This is a genomic window from Hymenobacter sp., assembly GCF_035709525.1.
In the GTDB taxonomy this organism is placed as follows: domain Bacteria; phylum Bacteroidota; class Bacteroidia; order Cytophagales; family Hymenobacteraceae; genus Hymenobacter.
Map to the genome: position 1 here is coordinate 23,165 of NZ_DASTEP010000233.1, position 22,639 is coordinate 45,803.

Annotated in this window: 17 protein-coding genes; 16 read left to right on the top strand and 1 reads right to left on the bottom strand. The window is 59.9% G+C overall.

The genetic code is table 11. The features are described from left to right. Positions 1-4: 4 nt before the first annotated feature. Complete coding sequence (locus VFO93_RS20430; RefSeq protein ID WP_325136250.1) at positions 5-1,429, bottom strand: hypothetical protein; 1,425 nt, start codon at positions 1,427-1,429, stop codon at positions 5-7. A 232-nt stretch (positions 1,430-1,661) separates the two neighbouring features. Between VFO93_RS20430 and VFO93_RS20435 the strand changes: the two genes are divergently transcribed. The 16 genes from VFO93_RS20435 (at position 1,662) to VFO93_RS20510 (ending at position 22,605) form a co-directional block, all read left to right on the top strand. Continuing rightward, positions 1,662-2,054, top strand: coding sequence for a ribosome-binding factor A (locus VFO93_RS20435; protein ID WP_325136251.1), 393 nt, complete (start codon positions 1,662-1,664; stop codon positions 2,052-2,054). Between the two features lie 117 nt (positions 2,055-2,171). Next, on the top strand, positions 2,172-2,981 hold the full coding sequence (locus VFO93_RS20440; RefSeq protein WP_325136253.1) for a class I SAM-dependent methyltransferase: 810 nt from the start codon (positions 2,172-2,174) through the stop codon (positions 2,979-2,981). A gap of 166 nt (positions 2,982-3,147) precedes the next feature. Beyond that, positions 3,148-3,618 (top strand): GxxExxY protein, encoded by a 471-nt coding sequence (locus tag VFO93_RS20445; RefSeq protein ID WP_325136254.1) that lies wholly within the window; start codon positions 3,148-3,150, stop codon positions 3,616-3,618. A gap of 175 nt (positions 3,619-3,793) precedes the next feature. Further along, positions 3,794-5,026, top strand: coding sequence for an ABC transporter permease (locus tag VFO93_RS20450; protein ID WP_325136255.1), 1,233 nt, complete (start codon positions 3,794-3,796; stop codon positions 5,024-5,026). Positions 5,027-5,133: 107 nt separating this feature from the next. Then, on the top strand, positions 5,134-8,133 hold the full coding sequence (locus VFO93_RS20455) for a DEAD/DEAH box helicase (RefSeq protein ID WP_325136256.1): 3,000 nt from the start codon (positions 5,134-5,136) through the stop codon (positions 8,131-8,133). 8 nt (positions 8,134-8,141) lie between these two features. Further along, the gene (locus VFO93_RS20460; RefSeq protein WP_325136257.1) at positions 8,142-9,254 is read left to right on the top strand and encodes an AAA family ATPase; all 1,113 of its coding nucleotides are present in this window, start codon (positions 8,142-8,144) and stop codon (positions 9,252-9,254) included. After that, a complete protein-coding gene (locus VFO93_RS20465) occupies positions 9,251-9,871 on the top strand; it encodes a hypothetical protein (RefSeq protein WP_325136258.1) in 621 nt (206 codons plus the stop codon). Before VFO93_RS20460 ends, VFO93_RS20465 begins: the two co-directional genes overlap by 4 nt. 201 nt (positions 9,872-10,072) lie before the next feature. Continuing rightward, the gene (locus VFO93_RS20470) at positions 10,073-11,386 is read left to right on the top strand and encodes a hypothetical protein (protein WP_325136259.1); all 1,314 of its coding nucleotides are present in this window, start codon (positions 10,073-10,075) and stop codon (positions 11,384-11,386) included. A 15-nt stretch (positions 11,387-11,401) separates the two neighbouring features. Further along, positions 11,402-11,812 (top strand): hypothetical protein, encoded by a 411-nt coding sequence (locus VFO93_RS20475; protein ID WP_325136260.1) that lies wholly within the window; start codon positions 11,402-11,404, stop codon positions 11,810-11,812. A 145-nt stretch (positions 11,813-11,957) separates the two neighbouring features. After that, positions 11,958-13,442 (top strand): hypothetical protein, encoded by a 1,485-nt coding sequence (locus tag VFO93_RS20480; RefSeq protein WP_325136261.1) that lies wholly within the window; start codon positions 11,958-11,960, stop codon positions 13,440-13,442. Positions 13,443-13,621: 179 nt separating this feature from the next. Beyond that, entirely contained in the window at positions 13,622-17,083 is a 3,462-nt protein-coding gene (locus VFO93_RS20485) for a hypothetical protein (protein WP_325136262.1), read from the top strand. Between the two features lie 9 nt (positions 17,084-17,092). Next, positions 17,093-18,454: a hypothetical protein gene (locus VFO93_RS20490; RefSeq protein WP_325136263.1), complete on the top strand. Its 1,362-nt coding sequence runs from the start codon at positions 17,093-17,095 to the stop codon at positions 18,452-18,454. A 158-nt stretch (positions 18,455-18,612) separates the two neighbouring features. Continuing rightward, entirely contained in the window at positions 18,613-20,124 is a 1,512-nt protein-coding gene (locus VFO93_RS20495; RefSeq protein ID WP_325136264.1) for a hypothetical protein, read from the top strand. A 2-nt stretch (positions 20,125-20,126) separates the two neighbouring features. After that, a complete protein-coding gene (locus tag VFO93_RS20500; protein WP_325136265.1) occupies positions 20,127-20,828 on the top strand; it encodes a hypothetical protein in 702 nt (233 codons plus the stop codon). Positions 20,829-20,847: 19 nt separating this feature from the next. Continuing rightward, positions 20,848-21,291: a hypothetical protein gene (locus VFO93_RS20505; protein ID WP_325136266.1), complete on the top strand. Its 444-nt coding sequence runs from the start codon at positions 20,848-20,850 to the stop codon at positions 21,289-21,291. Between the two features lie 96 nt (positions 21,292-21,387). Further along, complete coding sequence (locus VFO93_RS20510) at positions 21,388-22,605, top strand: class I SAM-dependent rRNA methyltransferase (RefSeq protein ID WP_325136267.1); 1,218 nt, start codon at positions 21,388-21,390, stop codon at positions 22,603-22,605. Positions 22,606-22,639 lie beyond the last annotated feature (34 nt).

The following is a 22,639-nucleotide window of genomic DNA, read 5'->3' on the forward strand; positions in this document are numbered from 1 at the left end:
TTTTTTAGCGCCGTTGGTACACGCCCGGCTGGTTGGGCACTACCTCGTAGCGCCCAAACAGGCCCGGCAGCAGGTAGCGCAGCACGGCCATTTTACCTTGCTGGTCAATGATGTAAGCAGGCGGCTGCGCATCGAGGCTGGCCGCGATGTGCACCACGGCCGCGTACTCGTTGAGGCGGCTAAAATCTTCCTGCGCCAAGGGCCAGTCGAGGTAGGGCCGGGCGGCAGGGTGCGTAAGGTAGGGCCGGCGGTCGGGGCCAATCACCAGCACCGAGCCGCTGCCCAGGCGGCTATACGCCGGCGCGGGCTGGGGGGCAAACTGGCTTTCGGCAGGCAGGCGCAGCAGCCCTTGCAGGCCCGGCACCAACTGGCGGTAGCGGATGGTGAACACGCTGCCCAGCACCACCAGAAACAGCAGCTCGGGTGCCCAGCCGGCCCGGCCCGGCACTTTTTGCCACAAAAACAACCCGAAATACGTGAGCGGCGGCAGCAGCAGCACCGGCGAGCCGGGCGCCAGCCCGCGCCCCACGGCCAGCACCGCCAGCGCCACCACCAGCCACACCAGCATCAGCTGCCGAAACTTGGCTTGAAACACCAAGCCCAAGGCCGTGCTACCCGTGCGCAACAGCGCCAGCAGCAGCAGCGCAGCCGAGCCCGCCAGCAGCGGCCACGCCACGGCGGGCGGCAGCCCATCGACGCTGGCCAGGCTGGGCGTGAGGCCGCGCTCGAGGTGCATCTGGGCAAAATTGGGCAGCGCGCCTACGTAGGAAAACACGGTAGCCACCAGCGCGTGCGGCGACCCAAACCCGCACAGCAGCAGCAGGGCGCTGCGAAAAGAATTGGCCGCGAAGATGACTACTGCAAATAGCCCCAGCCCCACAAACAAGCCTAGCGGCAGGTAGCACAGCGCCGCCAGCCCAATCAGAAACCCCGCCCGAAACAGGCGGCGGTTGTCGTAGCCCTCGCGCGAGGTAGGCAGCAAAGCACTGAGCGATAAGATAATAAACGTATGCCCTATAAGCAGCGGCGACAGCGCATCGAGCTGCGTGCTGAGGCTACCCACCACCAGGTAGGTGAGCGCCGCCAGGTAGCCGCGCTCGGGGTGCACGTCGGCCCGGTTGAGCACTTTGTTGAGGCGCAGGGCCTGGAAAAGCAGAATCAGCAGCGCGCCGGCGCGGTACAGCAGCACGGGGCGGTTCCAGGCCAGCTCCAGTGCCCCGGCAGCGGCGGCGGCCAGCGGCGCGGTGCCGTCGAAGAGGTCGCGGTAGGGCCAGGCCCCAGCCCCGATGCCCTCGCCCAGCAGCAGCAACCGCAGCTCAGCTGCCGACACGGGCAGGCCCAGCCACAGCAGCGGCAGCCGCAAGGCCATCACCAGCACCAGCAGCACGAGCAATTGGGCCGGCAAAGTGCTTTTGAAAAAACGCAGCATGTAGGTAGTACTTGGTGCCGGGTGCTTAGTGCATCGGCTGACCAATCATTTGCAAAGGTCGTTTTAGCAGCTTCAACTTTGGTAGTCTGCCTACCTCGCTGTACTACCCATTGCCGCCTGATGCCGCTCACTCAGCCCCAGGCTACCCACCCTAGGCACCAAGCACTAAGCACCAAGCACCAACCAAGAGTACCTTTGTTCCTTTAATATGGAAAGCAAACGACAACAAAAAATGGCCAGCCTGCTCCAGCAGGAGCTGGCCCAGGTGCTCCAGCGCGACCTGCCGCACCTCTTTGGCGGCGGGCTGGTGCCCAGCATCAGCGCCGTGCACATCACGCCCGACCTGGCCGTGGCCCGCGTGTACCTGAGCCTGCTACTCGGCAACGACGCGGCCGAGCGCGTGGAAATTATCCGCGAGCACACCAAGGAAATCCGCCACGCGCTGGGCAAGCGCATCCGCAACCAGGCCCGCGTGGTGCCCGAGCTCCACTTTTTCCACGACGACAGCGCCGCCTACGCCGCCCACATGGACCAGGTGCTGAGCAAGCTCGACATTCCGCCCGCCCCGCCCGAAACCGGCGACGACGACGAGCCCGAAACCCCGCGCCCACGCTTGTTCAATTAGTGAGTTGGGGATGAGTGGATGAGTGGATGAGTGAATGAGTGGTTAACTCAGTAGCTCATTTGCCCATTCATATCCATCCACTCATTCACTTATCCACTCATCCACTCATCCATTACCTTGTACTACGACCCGATTAAGCGCAGCCTCGGCAACGTGTTCAACCGCTCGCCGTGGCTGCGGCGCTTATTTTATAACCTGCTCGACCTCTTGCTACTACGCACCTGGCACGTGCACCGCGAGTTGCGCCAGTGGGCCAAGGGCCGCACCCGCGAGCCGCTCGACATCCTGGATGCCGGCGCGGGCTACGGGCAGTATTCGTACTGGCTCAGCGGGCTCAGCAATCTGTGGCGCATTCTGGCCATTGATGTCAAGGAAGAGCAGGTAGCCGATTCCAACAACTTTTTCCGGGCCATCGGCCGGCCGCAGGTGCAGTTTGCGGTGCAAGACCTGGTGCTGTACCAGGAACCCAATTCCTTCGACCTGGCCTTGTCGGTCGATGTGATGGAGCACATTCTGGAAGACGTGGAGGTGTTTCGCAACATCCACGCCTCGCTGCGTGATGGTGGGATGCTGCTTATTTCGACGCCCAGCGACCAGGGCGGCTCCGACGTGCACGCCGACTCCGAAACCAGCTTTATTGAGGAGCACGTGCGCGATGGCTACAACATCCACGAGATTCAGCAGAAGCTGCGCACGGCTGGTTTTGAGCGCATTGAGGCGCGCTACAGCTACGGCGAGCCGGGCCAGATTTCGTGGCGGCTCAGCATGAAGTACCCGATTCTGATGCTCGGGCAGTCGCGGCTGTTCTTCATCCTTCTGCCTTTCTACTACCTGGTTACGTTTCCGTTCTGCCTGATTCTGAATTGGTACGATGCGCGCACTACCCACGACTCGGGCACCGGCCTGATAGTGAAAGCGTGGAAGTAAGACCGCAGATTCAAACGGATTTTTAGGATTTAACGGATACGCCTGCTGCGCAGGCTGGCTACTCGATAGTTAAATTGGGTTGGCTCTGTTTTGCTTTGTTGTAGTAGCGGTTGGGTGTGGCTGTCTGCTGGATTGAGTTTCGGGCTTTTGATTTCTTCGTTTGAGTATGTATCAGCAACTGGAAGAATGGCTAGCTGTCGACAGCTTGGTGGCGGAGCCGAGCAGCGGCTACGCTGTCGACCTGGCTGCCTATAACCCGCTCACCCACCGCATTATCGGCTGCGCCATGCGGGTGCATGTACTGCTGGGCCGGGGCTTTCCAGAGGTTATTTATCAACGGGCGCTGGCCATTGAACTGGAGCGCGAGCAGGTAGTGGCCCAGGGCGAAGTGGAAACCCCCATTTTCTTTCGGGGGCAGCAAATCGGGACCCGCCGGGTCGATTTTCTGGCCGCCGGCCCTACCGACGACCAGCCCATACTGCTGGAGCTAAAAGCCATCCCCGAACTCACCGAGGCTCATTTTGCCCAAACTATCAACTACCTCGAAGCCTACCGCCTGCACGTAGGCCTGCTCCTCAATTTTGGCACCACGTCTCTGCAATACCGCCGCTTAGTCAAAACCAGCTTCGCTACGTAAGCATCCCCAAGCGACGCTACTTTACTCCAGCAACCAAGCCACCAACCTCACGGCGCAGCCAAACGCCCCCCAACCCAAAAAGTAGCGAAGCGCAGCGTAGCCCAGAAAAAAAGCAGATAGCCAGCCCGCGCAGCGGGCGTATCCGTTAAATCCTAAAAATCCGTTTGAATCTGCGGTGAATGTACCTCTCCTGATTGCCAAGCGCTATTTTCTCTCCAAGAAAAAGCGCAACATCATCACCATCATCTCCAACATTTCGATGGTGGGCGTGGCGGTGGGCACGATGGCGCTCATCGTGGTGCTGTCGGTATTCAACGGCCTCGAAGACCTGGTGCGCTCGCTCTACGGCAAGTCGGACCCCAACCTGGCCATCACCGCCGTGCATGGCAAGTCCTTCGAAATGACACCCGCCCTGCGGGCCACGGTGCAAAACACGGCCGGCGTGGCCCTGCTCACCGAAGTCATCGAAGACAACGCCCTGCTGCAATACCACGACCGGCAGATGGTAGTGAAAATGAGGGGTTTGTCGGATAATTACTTCGGCCAAAGCCCCATCGACTCCAGCATCGTGGCCGGCGACCACCGCCTGCGCCGCGGCGACCTCGAATACGCGCTGGTGGGCGAAGGCGTGCAGCACGAGCTCAGCATCACGCTCGATAACCGGCTCGCCCCGCTCAAGCTCTTGTACCCGCGCCAGGTGCCGGGCCGCAAAACGCTGTCCATCAACCCCGACCAGGCTTTCAACGAAGAAAATATCCTGGCGGGCGGCATCTTCCACATCGAGCAAAAGCTGGACGATAGCTATTTATTTGTGCCCTTGAGCTTTGCGCAGCGCCTACTGGGCTACGGCAACCGCCGCACCGCGCTCTATGTCAAGGCAGGCGGTAACTACCAGCTCGATGACGTGAAGGACGCGCTGCGCGAAAGCCTGGGCAGCGACTTCGCGGTGCAAGACTCGGACGAGCAGCACGTTAGCTTGCTCAAAGCCATCAAGATTGAGAAGCTGTTCGTGTTCATCACGTTCGCTTTTATTCTGCTCATTGCCTCACTCAACATCTTCTTTTCGCTCTCGATGCTAGTCATCGACAAGCGCAAGGACATTGCCGTACTGCTGGCCATGGGCGCGAGCGAACAGACGGTGCGCCGCTCGTTTTTGCTGGTGGGGGCCATCGTGGCGCTGGTGGGCGCGGTGTCGGGGCTGGTGCTAGGGGTTAGCATCTGCTGGGTGCAGCAGACGTTTCACCTCGTGAGCATGGGCATGGCCACGAGCATTGTCGACTCGTACCCGGTAAAAATGCAAGCCAGTGACATTTTCTTTATCTGTCTGGCTATCATTGCTATCACATTAGCCGTTTCCATTCGCCCCGCGCTGAATGCGGGCCGTATGGACGTGAAAGAGAACTTGTAAGGCGCGGTAAGCCGGAAAATAGCCCGGCTGGCTGGGTTAAAACAGTAAGCTGAGCGGCGACGCATTGTTGGCTTTGACAGTTAACTTGCACGTTCTCGTGTTCGGCTATGACTGTTTCTACTGCGTTACCTTTTCAACTCGTTTACTCGCTGTTTGCCCATGAATACCTGGGCCACCTGTTTACGGCGCACGTCGTGCAGCTGGGGCCGCGCGGGCAGCTCACGCTCCAGCACCAGATGGTTTCTTCCAAAAACGCGGCCGAGTTTGCCGATGGCCTGGAAGACGATGATTACGAGCTGATTAAGCTCTGCGACGAATTGCAGCAGGAGGCCGTAATCAAGGAGTTCTGGCCGCGCAAAATCACGACGGCCGAGTTTTTTCTCAAAACCTACCACCCCGAAAAAGGCGACAAGCCGCTGCAGGAGGCTGTGGCCCGCTACGTGCAAACGCGGCTGGCCCGCCTGCTGGCAGGCTTGCAGGAAAAACAGGTGTTTGTGATGGGCCGCGATGGCGAGCCCACCTGGCGCGAGCTGGCGCTGGCCCCCACGCCGGCCTCCATCCTGTTTCACTTTCGGCGCAACGAGGAAAGCACGCACTACTTCCCCACGATTCAGTACCAGACTCAAAAGCTTGATTTTCAGTTTAAGAATGCCGTACTAGTGTGCCAGCAGCCGGCCTGGCTGCTGGTCGACAACGTGCTCTACCACTTTCGCCACGCCGTAGACGGGCGCAAGCTGCTGCCGTTTCTGAATAAGAAATTCATCGTAGTGCCGCGGGCAGTAGAGAAAAACTACTTCCAGAAGTTCGTGGCTCCGCTCATGGAGTCGTTCGACGTGCACGCCCGCGGCTTCGACATCCGTACCGAGCGGTATCTGGCGCGGCCGCAGCTCACGTTTTCCGACGTGCCGCCCGTGCCAGCTGGCGGCGTGCCCGTGGCTCCCGTGCGCCCGCCCGGCCCGCCCAAGCGCGGCCGCGTGCCGCAGCCCAAGCCCGTGGTAGTGCCCGGCCTGGGCACCGACGAGGCCCCGCTGTTTTTCACGCTCACCTTCCGCTACGGCGCCTACGACCTGCCCCTGACGCCGCCCCGCGCCATGAGCGTGCAGCTGGAGGAAGACGCTGATTCTTACATTTTTCGCCGCCTACTGCGCTCGGCCAAGGAAGAAAGTGACCGCGCCGACGAGCTGCGCCAGCGTGGCCTGCCCCTCGACGCCGACGGCTACGCCTCACTGCCCAAAGCTGAGGCTTTCCGCTGGCTACACGACCACGCGCCCGAGTTGGGCACGCTCGGCTTCCAGGTGCAAGGCAGCGAAACGGCCAGCCAGGACTATTTCATCGGCCCGGTGCGGGTGGAAGTTGGCATTGAGGAGCGCGGCGACTGGTTCGATGTGCGCGGCACAGTCTGGTTTGGCGAGTTTGCGGTGCCGTTTATCCGGCTGCGGCCCTACATTTTGCAGCGCCGCCGCGAGTACCGGCTGCCCAACGGGCAGGTGGCGTTTATCCCCGATGAGTGGTTTACCGACTACCTAGAGCTATTCGCGTTTGCCGAAGAAACTGAAGGCCAGCCACTGGCTTTGCGTCGCCACCACCTGTCACTAATCAATGACTTAGAGCAGGATAACCTAGCTACCGTCACGCTCACGCGGCGGCTGGAGAAGCTACGCGACTTCGCGGCCGTGGAAGACCGGCCGCTACCGGTGGGTTTCCGGGGCACGCTACGGCCCTACCAGCAGGCGGGCTATAACTGGCTGCGCTTTGTGCAAGACTACCACCTAGGTGGCTGCCTGGCCGACGACATGGGCCTAGGCAAAAGCGTGCAAACGCTGGTGATGCTGCTAGAGCGCCAGGAAAGCGGCGCCAGCCAGGGCGCGGCCTCGTTGCTGGTACTACCTACATCATTGGTTTACAACTGGATGGCTGAGGCACGCAAATTCACGCCTAGTCTGCGGCTGCTCGTGTACACGGGCACTTACCGCGATAAAAACGTAGAGCAGTTTGCCGATTACGACATCGTGCTGACCAGCTACGGTATCGTGCGGCTCGACACCGAGCTGCTGGCCAGCTACCAGTTCGACTACGTGATTCTGGATGAATCGCAGGCCATCAAAAACCCCAGCTCGACCACGGCGCAGGCCGTGCGGCAGCTGCGGGCGCGGCACCGGCTCATCCTCACCGGCACGCCGGTTGAGAACAGCACGATGGATTTGTGGTCGCAGATGACGTTTATCAACCCTGGTTTGCTGGGCACGCAGGCGTTTTTCCGCAAGGAGTTCGTGAAGCCCATCGAGAAAAATCAGGATGAGAGCCGCACCAAGAAGCTGCACGCGCTCATCAAGCCCTTTGTCCTACGCCGGCACAAAGCCCAGGTAGCCAGCGAGCTACCCGAGAAAACCGAACACCTCAGCTACTGCCCGCTGACGGAGGAGCAGGCGCAGTTTTACGAGGAAACGAAGAGCTTTTACCGCAATAAAATTCTTGAAAGCCTGGAGGGCCACGCCCCTACCCCGGCTGGCGGCACCCAGCTGCTACTGCTGCAAGGCCTCACGCGCCTGCGCCAGATAGCCAACCACCCGCGCCTCGCCGACGACAAATACGAAGGCGAATCGGGCAAGATGCGCGAGATACTGCGGATGCTGCGCAGCGTTATTGCCGAGGGGCACAAGGTACTAGTATTTAGCCAGTTTGTGCAGCACCTGGCCCTGGTGCGCGCGGGCCTCGACGAGCGCCAGCTCAGCTACGCCTACCTAGACGGCCATACCCGCGACCGTCAGGCCGAGGTAGAACGCTTTCAGCATGATAAGAACCTTAAAATATTCCTTATCAGCCTCAAAGCGGGCGGCGTGGGCCTCAACCTCACGGCGGCCGACTACGTGTTCATCCTCGACCCCTGGTGGAACCCGGCGGTGGAAGCCCAGGCCATCGACCGCGCCCACCGCATTGGGCAGCAGCGGCCGGTGTTCGTGTACAAGTTCATCAGCCAGAATACGGTAGAGGAAAAGATTCTAGCCCTGCAACGCCGCAAGCTGCAACTGGTGAGCGACTTGATAACAACCGATGAGGCCGTGATAAAATCGCTGACGCGGGAGGATATCGAAGAATTATTAGGATAACTTTAGCCATGCTTACTTCCATCCGCATTCAAAACTTCCGCAGCATCCGCGACGCACAGGTGAAGCTGGGGCAGGTGAACCTGTTTATTGGGCCGAATAATTCGGGGAAGTCAAATTTCTTGAAGGGTATTGAGTTATTTTCGGAATCTATCTTCACTTTACCCAAAAGAAAAGAAATAACTCTACAACATTTTAGCAAAATATTTACCAGAGGGGCAAAGCGTAGCAATCCATTCGCTGCAATAGAATTTGATGTAATTTTTAGCGATATACAATACGGAAATTATGCTAAATTTAAGCATATAGTACAGACGCCTACGTCAGAAACAAAAGACGCTTCTCTTGTTGAGTCTCTCGAAATATCGGAAAGCGATGAAGCCATTTATAACGGACACGAATTTTCGGGTGAAGCAGCATATAAAGCTGGCGCTGTGATATTAAAGGATTTTTTATCAGGCAGCAAAGTATATAGACCTGACCCAGGGAAATTTATCCATAGCGAGAGCATTGAATCTGACGATTATTTAAATTCAGATTGCTCTAATCTTGTTTCTTTCTTATTTAACCTAGGACAGAATCATAAAAAGAAATTTCAGCAATTAGAAACAGATTTAAAAACCTGTGTTGGCAATATTGATAGCCTTTCTACACCAGCTGAGCCAGGGTCTAGAGGAAGAATAAAGCTTAAATTCTTTGACCAGAACGGTTACGATTTTTGGGCTGAAGAAGTATCTGAAGGAGTACTTTACTTTTTAGCACTATTATGTATTATTCATCAACCACATCCACCAAAAATTCTTTTATTAGAAGAACCTGAAAAAGGTATCCATCCGCGGCGCATTAAAGAAGTAATGGATTTCATTTTTGAACTAGCGCGTTTGCGCGACATTCAAATTATTATTACTTCCCATAGTCCCTACGTAGTTGACCATTTCGCTGATATGCCCGAGTGCATTTCAGTTTTTGACCGGGAGAATAGTGAAACAGTAATTCACAATGCTGCTGACCTCATCGAAAAAACTAATGAGGAATATGCTGCACAAGGATTACCGCCTACTAGCTACAAAGATTCGCTAGGTGAATATTGGTTATCCGGATTTTTGGGAGGCGTGCCGCTATGACATTGACCTATGGCTTCTTTGGGGAAGATGAAGGACAAGGACGATTTTTGGAGCAATATCTTTTGAAAATAGCCGCACTGTATCCGGTGGAGTTTCAAGCTCACGCTTGGTACAGTAAGAAGTTTAAAGGCCTCAATAATAAGGGGGTTGATAAGGGATTCCGCGAAGCTTGGCTAGCTGGTTTTGGCCAGGCTCAATACCGGCTGGACTGCTTATTTGTCGGCCGCGATTTAGATGCTGCTACCTCCTCAATTCGAGCCGAGCGCTTGAAGTGGTTTGCAGACCAAATTGCTGGCATTGACCGCAGTGATTGGAAAGCAAGCACAATATTTATACTACCCATGCAGTGCATAGAGCATTGGCTGCTAGCCTTGCAGCGCCATGCTGATGGGAAACTTGCCAAAGATTGCCGAGGTCTAGAATCTATTGTGAATGAATCCGTAAAGCGGGAGGTGTATGAGGAGCATTCTCGCTTACCTGCCGAGCAAACCAAGGATGAGCTAGTAGCTGAGCTAGCGGCAGGCTTAGATATAGCTTGGCTGGCCGATGTATCTGAGAGCTTCCGATTGTTTCATCAAGACGTAAGCAATTATCTATCTGCTCGCTTACCTATTTAGCCCGCCGTATCTATATAGCTGACGCGAGAGGCTATATAGATAAGGTAAGCGAAAATAAGAAGGCAGGCCTTTAGGGCGTTAGGAAGCGGAATGGCCCGTTTTCTAACGCCCGTTTTTTTGGCGCGTATGTTGTAAATCCGTCGCTTGTCGTTACTTGCGGCTTCAACGGTAGTTGTTACTGCCAAGTAGCTGGTTTTACCTATGCACACTGCACTTACGAAAGCACTACTGATGGGCGCGCTCGGCGGCGTCTTACTTAGTAGCTGCGGGGAAGTTGACGATACAAAAACAACGGCTGAGACTGCGACCGCCCCAGCCAAGCCAGCGGCAGCTACTACCAAGCCCGACGCCGCGGCTCCCATCCAAGCCAATATCTTTCTGGAATTATCGGGCGGCATGCGCGGCTTCATGCCAGCCAATACCACGGCCACCGAGCCCACCGCGTTTCAGCAACGCGTGAGCTTGCTGGCCTCGCGCACCAACAGCAGCCCAGCCGTGGCCGACACCAAGTTTTGGCTGTCGCTGAACAAGGCGCCCCAGGCCAGCACCTACGCGCACTTTCGGGAAGTGGTGCAGGGCGACACCCACGAGGCCGCCCTAGGTACCGAGCTACCCACGATGCTTGAGAATATCCTGGCCCTGCCTCAGGGGGCCGATAAGGTTAACGTGATTATTTCCGATTTTATCTACGGCCCCAAAAATCAGGCAACCAGTGCGTTGATGAACGTCAACATCACCGACGCCTTAGCGCCCGTTACCAAGAAAGGGCTAGCCGTAGCCGTACTTGGCGAAACGTCGAAATTTTACGGCACCTACCACCCGGCCGTGAAAACACCGCTCAAGCAGCGGCCGCTGAAGGGCGAGACCCTCCCCTACTATATCTGGGTAATTGGGCCGCCCGCCGCCGTGGCGCGCTACGTGAATGAGGTGCTACCGGCCGCCTCGGCCGCTACGCAGCAAGCGTACTTTGGGCTGACCTTCCCTAGGGTGCCCTACGCGGCGGTGCTGACGCAGGTGCCAGCTGGCAGCCCGCTAGCGCCGGGCGGCGATGGGTCGATTTCCTACGGCGGAGCCGGCGTAAGTACGAATCTGGAGGTTGACGACGTTAAGAAAGGTGTGGAGTTTACCGTGGCCCTCGACCTGCGCCAACTGCCCGCCGCCTGGCGAGAGCCCGCCTTCTTGGCCCAGCACTTGCAAGCCCAGGTGCCTAACGGCCGCGTGCAGCTGTTGCCTACTTCCATCAAATCGACTACCGGCGTGCCCGAACTGCAAGCCTACACCCACACCTTACGCCTGCGCCTCAGCGACTTCCCCAAGGCGGGCGGCCAGCTTAGCCTGACGCTGCCTGCACCCGGTATGCCGGCCTGGGTAGCCCAGCGCAGCACCGAAAACGACAACCAGCCCACCGCCGCGCCGCATACCTACCGCCTCACCGAAATTATGAACGGCGTACGTGGGGCCTTTCCGCAGGCCCTGCCGCCCGTCTTTACCACCACCTTTGCCCTCGCTCAATAAAACGCCTTTTCCGCTATGCAACAATTCTTTAATAGCCTGTACACAAACGGTATTGGGCTCTTTTACGACCGTAAATCGCCGCTGTACGGGCTGTATAAGGCCGAGATTTTTAACACCACTGGCTTCTACACCCTGCTTACGGCGCTGGCGCTGGTATTTGTATTTTACTACATCTTCAACCACGCCCTCCCGGCTCTTACGCACCTAGGTATGTACAAGCCTGTGCACTGGCTGTTGGTGCTGCTGCTGGTAGCGGGCCTAGGCGCCCTGCTAGCCTACCAGGTAAGCATGGGTGCAGGCGCAGTGCGCGACCCCTATATGCGCTACTTCATCATTACCAACACCTTGGTAGCGCCGCTGTGGTTCGTACTATTCTCGGTGGCCTTGAAGTGGGGCTCAAATCACGCCCGCCGCACGCCGTTTTAGTTAATTATCAATTCTGTCATGCTGAGCGCAGCGAAGCGGAGTCGAAGCATCTCTACCGCACCGTTGAACGGTTTGGACGAAGCGATAGAGATGCTTCGGCAAGCTCAGCATAACAGACGTTCTCATACTTCCTTTTCCTCTGTAAATGGCTCGTCTATTCATATTTGCCGTGGGCGGCACCGGGGCGCGAGTGCTACGCTCGCTCACCATGCTGCTGGCCGCCGGCATGCGCCTGCCCGACTGCGACCAAGTAATCCCCGTCCTGGTAGACCCCGACACGCAAAACGGCGACGTAACCCGCACCGTGGACCTACTCAAGCGCTACAAGCGCATCCACGACGCGCTGTACCAGGATGGCCAGCACGCCAAAAACGAAGGCTTTTTTGGCCAAGATTTGACTACGCTGGCCCAGCTCAATACCTCCGGCGTGGAGGGGCTACGCGACTCGTTCGTGTACGATTTTGGCGGCATCAATCAGTCGTTCAAAGACTTCATGCACTACAACGAGGCCAGCGTGGAGACGCGGGGCCTGCTCGATTTGCTCTTCACCCCCGATAGCCTCAATGCCAGCCTCGACCTGGGTTTCCGCGGCTCGCCTAATGTGGGCTCGGTGGTGCTCAACTCGCTGGTGCAGGCCAAGGAAATGCGCTACCTCGCCCAAAGTCTGAATTCCGACGACCGGGTGTTTTTCATCAGCAGCATCTTCGGGGGCACGGGCGCGGCGGGCTTCCCGCTGCTAGTCAAGAACCTGCGCGACCCCGGCGTAGACCTGCCGCAGCCCTCGGTGCGGGCCGCCGTGCCGGCCGGCGCGCTGGTGCTGCTGCCCTACTTTAAGCTGCAACAGCCTTCGGCCGAGGAAAAGCAGAACGGTCAGGATTTTATTGATTCCAACACCTTCATTACCAAGACAAAGACGGCACTCAGCTACTACGCCGAGCACCTGGAAGGCATCGAGGCCATGTACTACCTAGGTGACCAGGCCGGCCAGCCGCTGCCCAACAACCCCGGCCGCGCCGAGCAGCGCAACCAAGCGCATCTCATGGAGGTGCTAGGCGCGCTCGCCATCCAGCACTTCGTAGGGCAGCCCACCAGCCAGCTTGACCGCGGCAACCCGGCCTACCACGAGTTTGGCCTGAAAAGCGACGCCCCCACAGTGGACTTTGGACAGCTCTCGCCGGCCCAGCGCCGCGAGGTGGCCCGGCCGATGATACAATTTCACTACTTCGCCCGGTATTTCCGACAGCACTTGCTGGAAGAAAAAAGCGCTCCGCTCTACAAGGGCGGCAAGCTGGGCCAGCACCTGCCCGCCAGCACCGGCCCGCTGGCCGACCTCACCGATTTCTTCACCGAGTACGAAAGCTGGCTGCGCGAGCTCGGCGTGAACGAGCGCCGCTTCGCCGCCCTGCACCCCGACGAAACGGACTTCAACAAGATGGTGGCGGATAAGATTATCAGCACCGGATTCTTCAATAAAGGCCTGACCGACGACGTATTACGTGCTGAGCTGAACGACGCGGTGGGCAAGACCAACCTCGACAACCCCGACGCGGCGCGGGCGCTGCGCTGGCTGGTAGAGGCCTTTAATACGGCTACCGCGAAGGTGGTCGAGAACAAATTGCAGTACTCGTAAGAAGGCAGTTGCGCGGACTTTGCAGTCCGCGAGCGAGCACCGCGAGCAATTTGCGCGAAGATTCTCGCAGGTGCTGATACTCGCTTCGCTCATACACGGACTACAAAGTCCGCGCAACAACAGCCCCGAAACTCATTAAAAAACAGCTACTAGCCACCGGCTAACAGCTCAAACTATACATGGCTAAAATCCTTCGCCTGCACCGCACGGGCTCCAGCACCCACGAGGGCTGGGGCCGCACCGGCAAAATCGGTAAAAATGAAATCGAAGGCCCCAGCGGTATCCTCGACCCCGAGGGCGGCCGGGCCGAGCGCGTGGCGGTGGCCATCCCGTCGCCCTTTGCGCGCATGCACCTGGTCGAAACCGCCCTGGCCTACGTGAGCGCCAACCCCGGCCAGACCGACTCGGTGCACCACCGGCTGGTGGGGCAGTTTTGGGACTTGTGGGAGCTAGTGTTCAACTATTACCAGAGGCGGCAGGCCAACCAGCGCCTCAGCGTGCGCACCTGGAACAAGGCCAACGAGCTAGCCCGCCTGCAAGCCAACCCGCAGACCAAGCCGCTGGCCCAGGCGCTGTCATTATACCTAAATGACAAGCGCTTTGCTAACATCACCGACCTGAACCTACTGTACTTCCCCGGCGCGACACCGCAGGAAGCACCGCAGCTACTAGGTGGCACATCGCCGCTCACGGTGTTCTTTCCGGCGCCAGCGGTGCGAGCGCTGCCGGTGCAGCGGCCCGAGGGCGGCGGCCACTACTTCGATGGCCGCTACGTGGCCCTAGGGCAGCGCGAGCAGGCGTTTCAAGACTACATCTACCAGCAGTTTGTGGCCGACCCGGCGCTGAGCCGGCTGACCCCGGCCGTGCGCAATGCGCTCGACCCGAACATCTTGAACAAGTGGGGCCTGGATGGCAACGCCCAGCTGGCCGACTACCCCTACCTCGCCGACCAGGCCGGCAACCCGGTGGCCGTGGCGGGCGTGGCCGTGCGCGTGCGCCCCGACGAGGGCGTGATTCGCAACTCCGACTTCACCATTCGGCCCGACCGGGTGCCGGTGCCGGGCTGGCCCCTGCCGAGCCCGCTGCCGCTGGTGCTGCGCCCCGGCCTGCAAGCGCCGGGCAAGTTTTACTACAACAACTCGCTGCTCGGCGACAGCGGCAACAAGGTGCCCGCCAGCGACGCCCGCGCCCTGCCCGACCGCACACTGCCGGGCCCTGACCTGGCCTACCCCTACCTCACCCTCAACGACTTACTCGAAGAAACGCTGCTCACCGTGCCCTACGAGGTCGATAGCAGCCGCTTCCTCACCGGCCAGCTCAAAACCGCGCCCGGCTACCGGCCCACCTGCTGGCCGCTGCTGCCCATCAAGCCGCTGTATTTCGACTACTTCACGCCCCAGGAGCTGGCCACCCAGCTCACGATGGAGCTCGACCCGGCCTGCGTGCGGGTGCGCCTGCGCATCCCGGTGGCGGGCGGCTTCACCGTTGATTATGAGCGCGCTTACTACCCCAACCCACGCACCGAGGGCCTAGGCCGCCTGCTGGTGACCAACGTGGGCTTGTCGGTTTTTCCCTTCGTAAAAATCGCCGATGCGCCGCAGCTCAACGACTTCTACAAGGTGATGCTGGTCGATGCTAACAATATCGACCCCAGCCTGGTACACAAGCCGGTGGAGCTGCAATTTGGGGTGCAGGGCCGGCTGCTGTCACCCACCGGCACCGAGCAAAGCGCCACCGCCTACCCCCGCACCCGCAAGAGCAGCACCGACGAGGGCAGCACGTACTACGAAATCAAGGGCACGCCCTTCGACTATGTGGTGGTGACCAACCCCGCGCCGGCCGCCGGGCAGGCGCTGGTGGTGCCCAAGTGGCGCGAGGTGCGCCAGGGCACCAAGGAGTTCCGCTTTGCCATCGACTTTGGCACCACCAACACCCACGTGGCCTACCACGACGGGCCCAGCCAGCCGCCGCAGCCCTTCAATTTCGGGCCGGAGGATACGGCCGTGGCCTTGCTCAAGAAATCATCGGAAGAGACTGACTACCAGGCCTACGAGCAGCTGTACCGGGGCATCGAGGAAGACCCGGCGCACGGTATTCAACTGCGGCGCTGGCAGCGCTACCAGCAGCGCGAGTTCGTGCCCTCGTTTGTGGGCGCGGGCGGGTCGCCGTACCAGTTCCCAATTCGCACGGCTACCAGCGAGGCCGCCAGCTTCTCCATCGAGCCGCCGCGCCTACTGGCCAACGTCAACGTGGGCTTCGGCATCAACACCGAGGAAGAAACCAACGACTCCTACCACACCAACCTGAAGTGGGGCGAAACCGGCGAGGCCGCCCGCCACCGCGTGCGGATGTTCTTCCGCGAGATGTTGCTGTTGTTCAAATACAAAGCCGCGCTGCATGGCGGCAACGTGTCGGCCACGCAGGTGGTTTGGTTTGCGCCGCTCAGCTTCTCGGCCTTCAGCCGCGACCTGTACCAGCGCGAGTGGGACACGCTTTTCAAAGAGATTTTCCACACCCAACGCGGCACTACCTACCTGCCTGAGTCGTCGGCCCCGTATTTTTTCCTGACCCGGCGCGGCCTCGTGACGCCCGGCCCCGGCGAGAATGCGGCCTTCATCGACATCGGCGGCGGCACGTCGGATGTGCTCTTTTACTCCGACCAGCAGGCCAATCCCAGCGGCCCGCGCAAGCACCACCCAGCGTTCAGCACCTCGTTCCGCTTTGCGGGCAACGAGCTGTGGGGCGACGGCGCGGCCGACGTGCGCGGCACCAAAGACAACGGGCTGGTGCGCTTCGGGCTGGACAGCATTCGGGCGCATCCGCTGCCGCATACCAAGGCCGCCGAGCTGGCCGTGAAGTGCCTGGCCGTGGTCGAAGCCAACCCGGCTTTCGGCTCGGAAGAAGTTGCCAGCCTGCTCTTTAACTACGAGCGCGAGTTCCAGTTTGGCGAGCGGCTGCTGATGGCGCAGCACCTGCGCGTGCTGTTCTACCTGCACTTCGGGGCCATCGTGTACCACCTAGGTCAGGTGACGGCCCTGCGCGGGCTCACGGCGCCGCGCTACCTGTGCTTCACGGGCCGCGGCAGTTTGTACCTGCGCTTGCTGTGCCCCAGCAACTTGCGTCCGCTAGAGCAGGTTGCCAGCCTCATTCTGAGCAAAGTAATGGGTACGCCCGCGCCAGCCAATTTCAAAATTGTGCTGGCCGACGACCCCAAGCAAACCACCGCCAACGGCGGCGTACTGGCCACCGGCGTCGATGCCGAAAGCACCGCCGAGGTGCCGCCCATCGTGCAGCCCGTGGGCACCGGCACCGAAGACGCCACCGAGAACCGCCCGCTCTACCCCAGCGACATCACGGAGGAAGTCAAAAATGCCGTTATCGCCAACGTCGAGAAGTGCCTCACGCTGCTGCTCACCGACTCCGACCTGGTAGCCGCCATGCACAACCTGGGCATCAAAAACCCGCCCGGCCTGGTGCTACGCGAGCTGACGGGCGCCCTGGCCGACTCGTTCAACCTAGGCCGTCAGCGCTACGCTAACACGCTGCCCGCCGGCGAGCCCATCCCCGAAACGCTGTTCTTCCTGCCGCTCAAGCACGCGCTGTATGTGCTGTCGCAGGTGCTGCATGGCTCCGCTCACTAAGCTCGCACCATGCACATTCACCGCATTTTAAGCTTGACCATCTTGCTGGGCGTAAGCCGGGTGGGGCTGGGGCAAACCGCTCCGGCCCCCACCCGCGAGGACAGCGTGAAGGGCCAGATTTGGACGGCCACCGCCCGGCGCGTGTGGGCCGATGAAAAGGCCACGCCGCCCGCCACCAAATGGGCCACGGGCACCGATTTCAGCAAATGGGTGCTCACCCAGCTCAACGACAAAGCCGAGCTAGGGTCGCTCTGGAAAGCTGTACTCGCCCGCGTCGGAAAAGGCCAGCCAGCCACGCCTACGCAAGTGGTCCAGGCCATTATAGCCGAGGTCAGCCAACGCAAGACCAGCAAGACCGGCGCGTTAGCGAAAGTTAATCTGCAATCCTTGCAGGTTGACCTAGAGCCCTTCGTACCCGCGGGCAGCACTACCTCGGCGGTGGTAGCCGCCGCTGACTCAACCTCGCCAGCGGCAGCCCAGCCCGCAAGTGCCTCTCAAACGGTGGCCGAAGATGAAAACCCGGCTCCGGAAGGGCAACTGCCCGCCACCCCAAGCTACACCGAACAGCCGCTAGAGCCGCGCTATTTCGGGATGCCGCCGGGGCTAGCCGGGGCGGTGCTGGCCCTGCTAGGTGCGGCGCTGGGCTTTGGCGTTGCCTCCAGCCGCTCGAAGGGCAAACGGCGTCATCACCGGCAACACGCGGCCCCGCTGGCGCCAGTCGAAACCGAAACTTCTTCTGATATGAATCCTGTGGAATTTCGCAAGCTCCAAAACCAAAATCAGCAGCTTCGCAAAGAGCTTCAGCAGCTTAAGCAGCAGTTGGCTGACTTGCAGAAGCAGTTCGTAGGCGCTCCCACCACGCCTGCCGCTCCGGCACCAGCGGCAGCAGCGCATATTTCAGCTACGTCGCTAGCGGCCGCGGCGGCGGCCGCACAGGCAGCCGAAATGCAAGCCCCCGCAGCTCCAACGCCTCCGGCTGCCGCAGTGTCGCCAGCCGCCGAAGAGCTGTCGATAGAGGAAATGGTTGGTGCCGCGCCCGCTGCCCCGCAGCCGGCTGCCACGCGCTACGGCCCGGTGCAGGAATCAGCCTTTTTGGAAGAGCGCAAAATCGTGGATACGCCCCTCCCCCAGCTGGCCCTGATGCTGACCGTGAACCCGCGCACCCCCAACCAGGCCGCATTTACCCTCAACCCCAACGTGGACCAGGCCCGCCTCATCGGCGACGGGCTGACGCGGCTGCAAAAGTTTTTCGACTACGACCCGCCCCTAGGTGGCCGCATTACGCTGGTAACGGCGGCGGCCCCCGGCCAGCTTCAGCGCCACGCCGATGGCTGGCAGGTGGTGCAGCGCGCCCGGCTGAACATCAGCTAGCTTATACGTTTTAGTAGAGACGCAATACGTTGTGTCTTGCGTCTGGACACGTAACCTAACGCAAGACGCAAAATATTGCGTCTCTACGTCGTTCAAGCGTATTCACTCGCAAGCAGCGCTAAACGAAGCCGTTTCAAACGGGTTATCCTAACCGAATTATGCTTTTACAACTACTCGAAGTCGTCCTGATTCTGGGGCTTATTGCCTGGCAAGTATTCGTTTTCCTGACGAATCGCCGCCTCATTGCGCGGGTGCAGGCCATGTACCCCGAGGTGGCCCAGCTCGGCGTGCAGGCCGTGGATGCCAACGCCGAGCTGCGCTACACCGACAGCTACGTGCCCCAGGAGTACGACGCCCTCACCGTGAACCGGCCCAGCCCCGAGTTTGCCCAAATCATTACGGACACCAATGACTACCTGCGGGCCAACAAGGGCGCGGCGGCCGACTTCAACACGTTGCGCGACATCTCGGAGCGCGAGGCCGCGCTACTCGACCAAGAGATTGAGGCGCAGATTTCGACGCCGCTCTACCTCGGGCTGCTCGGCACGTTCCTAGGTGCCATTTTGGGCTTGATAGCGTTGGTTAACCCATTTGGGGGTGAGGCAGCAGCGGGCGAATCGTCGTTCAACAACGCCGATGTGACGCACTTCTTGGGCGGTATTCTCATCGCCATGAGCGGCAGCTTTATTGGTCTGGCCCTGACCCTAGGTGGCAACCAGCTGCTAAAATCGGCCCGCGCCCAACGCGACCGCTACAAAAACGGCTATTATAACTTCTTGCAAAAGGCACTGCTGCCCCGGCTCAACTCGGACATGCAGGCCAGCATGAGTAATTTGAAGGCCGTGCTGGACACGTTTAACCAAGACTTTTTCTCGAAGATTCAGGCCGACTTTTTCTCTAAAATTGCGGAGTTTACGCCGCTCATCAGCCGCATCACGGAGAATATCAGCATTCAGAAGAACTTCCTCGAAAAGCTGCAACAGATAGGCTACACCGAATTAGCGAACGCCACCATCAAGGTATTTGACCGCGTAGATGAGAGCGCGGCGTCGTTCGAGAAGTTCCTCGGGTACCAGCAGAGCCTGAACGTGGCCGTGAGCAAGGGCGCCGACACGGCCATCACCATCACGAGCCTGCTCGACCGCCTCGGCAGCCTAGAGGCAGCCCTGAAGCAGGTGCCCGGCTACCTGGAGCAGCACGATGCCCGCATTCGGGAGCAGGCGCAGTTTTATGGTGAGCACCAGGCGCTGCTCTCGCAGATTAGCCAGGGCGTGACCCAGGCGCTGAGCGAGGACGCCCACAAGATGAATGAGGTACTGGAGAAACGCCGCGAAGAGTTTGTGGCGCAGGCGCAATCGGCCCACGTGCAATGGGATGCCTACTTCCGGCAGCTCAACAAGGACAACGTGTACCAGAAGATAATCGAGTACCTGAATCCGTTTCAGCAGCTGCCCGCGCAGCAGCAGGCCCTCAATCAGTTGCAGGAGGCGCAGGCCCGCCGCAGCGCCGAGGCGCTAGCTGGCTTGCAGCTGCGCCTAGAGCGCGATGAGCAGGTGCAGCGCGAGCTCCTGCGCCAGCTCGACCGCACCAACGCGGTGCTAGAGCAGCTCACCGAGCCCAACTGGTTTCAGCGCACCGTTTTGGGTAAAAAAGGCCGCCCCGTTCGCTAGCCATGAAGCAAAGCAAAGACTTTTTCTGGCCCAGCTACGTCGATTTGATGACGGCCTTGTTTCTGACCATGCTAGTTCTGTTTGTGCTGAGCTACAAGCTATTTCAGGACAAGCAGCAAGGCCTGGTGCGCGCCAACGCACAGCTGAAAGTGCAGCTCCGGGAGAAAAAGAAAATCGACGAGATAAAGCAGGCCTTGAAGCGGCTGGAGAACCCGAAATACTTTATTTACAATAAGGACTTCAAGCGCTACGAGCTGAGCTTCGACGTCATTTTCGACCCGAGCAGCCCGGTGCTAAAAGAAGCGTATAAGCCGAAGCTCATCCAAGCCGGCCGATTTTTAGTTAGTCAATTGAGCTCGCTCAATGAGCAGGATAACATTCAATACCTGGTAGTTATCGAAGGGCGCACCGCCCGCTACGCCACCCGCCAGGCTGATGGCACCTACTCCTACAACTCACCGCAGAACTACGACGGGGCCGCCACGCGCCAACTCAGTTACCTGCGAGCGCTGGCCGTGTACCAGCTGTGGCGCGAGGCAGGCATCGTCTTCCCCGCGCCGCGCTACGAGGTGGTGCCGGCCGGCAGCGGCTTTGGTGGCGTGAACCGCTACCGCGACGCGCAAGAAGAACTGAATAAGCGCTTTATCATCCAAATTCAGCCCAAAATCGGCTCGCTCGATGCGGCCGCCGTACCCGCCCGCTAGCCCGGCCGTATAGCGGGCTATGCATCTCGTTCTCCGTTTCTCGGTGGCCCAGCCGCCGGCTGTGGTTATCGCCGGCTTCACCCAAGAGCTTTTCGTGGCCCTGGCCCCGCCGTTCCCGAAGTTTCACCTCATCCGCTACGACGGCAATCGCCCCGGCGATACGGTGATTATCGAGCTGCAAGTCGGCCTCAAGCGCTGGCGCTGGACCTCGCTCATCACCAACAACGGCGTGCTCCCCGATGGCACGCACTACTTTGTGGATGAGGGTCAAACGCTGCCCGCGCCGCTGCGGCAGTGGCGGCACCGCCACCTGCTACAACCTGCGCTGGGCGGCGGCACTGTCATCGTAGAAGATATTTATTTCAGCACCGGCCGCCGCTGGCTCGACTGGCTGATTCGGCCCGCTATGTGGGCGCAGTTCAAGCTGCGCGGGCCGGTGTATCGGCGTTTTTTTGGTGCTTAGCTGCTAGTGCTTGGTGTTTAGATATGGGGCGGCAGAAAGGTGCGACCTTTGTATTCAAATACCAAGTACCGATAACTAAGCACCAAGCACTACCACATGCCCGCCACCATCGTCCTCAAAAACGGAAAAGACCACTCCCTGCGCCGCCGTCACCCTTGGGTATTTTCGGGGGCCATTGCCCGCGTGCAGGGTGAGCCCACGGAGGGCGAAGCCGTGCGCGTCGAAACCCAAGCGGGCGAATTGCTAGGCGTGGGCCACTACTCGGGCGGCGGCTCCATCGCGGTGCGGATGCTTGATTTTGGGGCGTCGGCTGAGCTACCTACCCCCGATTTTTGGGTAAAAAAGCTTGCCAACGCTTACGCCCTGCGCCAGCGCCTGGGGCTGGTTGAGCCCAAGCACCAAGCACCCGGCACTAAGCACCAAACCAACGTTTTCCGGCTGGTGCACGCCGAGGGCGACGGCCTACCCGGCCTCATCATCGACGTGTATGGCGACGTGGCCGTGGTACAGGCGCACAGCGTGGGCATGTACCGCGCCCGTCCCGAAATAGCTAGTGCCCTGCAAGTTATATTCGGCGACAAGTTGCGCGCCATCTACGATAAAAGCTCGGAAACTGTGCCCGGCAACGCCGTGGGCGACGCCAAAAACGGCTACCTCTTCGGCGAAAGCACCGGCGCCGAACACATTGTGAGCGAAAACGGCCACCAGTTTGCCGTGGATTGGGAAACGGGCCAGAAAACCGGCTTCTTCATCGACCAGCGCGACAACCGCGCCCTGCTGGCTCGCTACGCGCCCGGCCGCCGCGTGCTCAATACCTTCTGCTACACCGGCGGCTTCTCAGTATATGCCCTGGAGGCCGGGGCCGAACTGGTGCATTCCGTCGATAGCAGCAAAAAAGCCATCGCCCTCACCGAGCGCAATGCCGAGCTATCGAACCACGCCGAGCGCCACGCCGCCTACCCCGAAGACGTACTCAGCTTCCTCAAAAGCCACTCGGCCGAGTACGACCTGCTGGTGCTCGACCCGCCCGCCTTTGCCAAGCACATGGGCGCCCGCCACGCCGCCCTCATGGGCTACAAGCGCCTCAATGCCTCAGGCATCGCGCATCTGGCGCCGGGTGGGTTGCTTTTCACTTTCTCGTGCTCGCAAGTCGTTAGCCCCGAGCTATTTGAAGGTGCAGTACTGGCCGCTGCCATCGAGGCTGGGCGGCCGGCGCGCATTCTGCACCGCCTCACCCAGCCCGCCGACCACCCAGTGAGCTTGTTTCACCCCGAGGGCGCGTATTTGAAGGGCCTAGTGCTGGCGGTGGAATAAGCACCGAACTTTAGCAGCCTCTTCTTCGGTACTA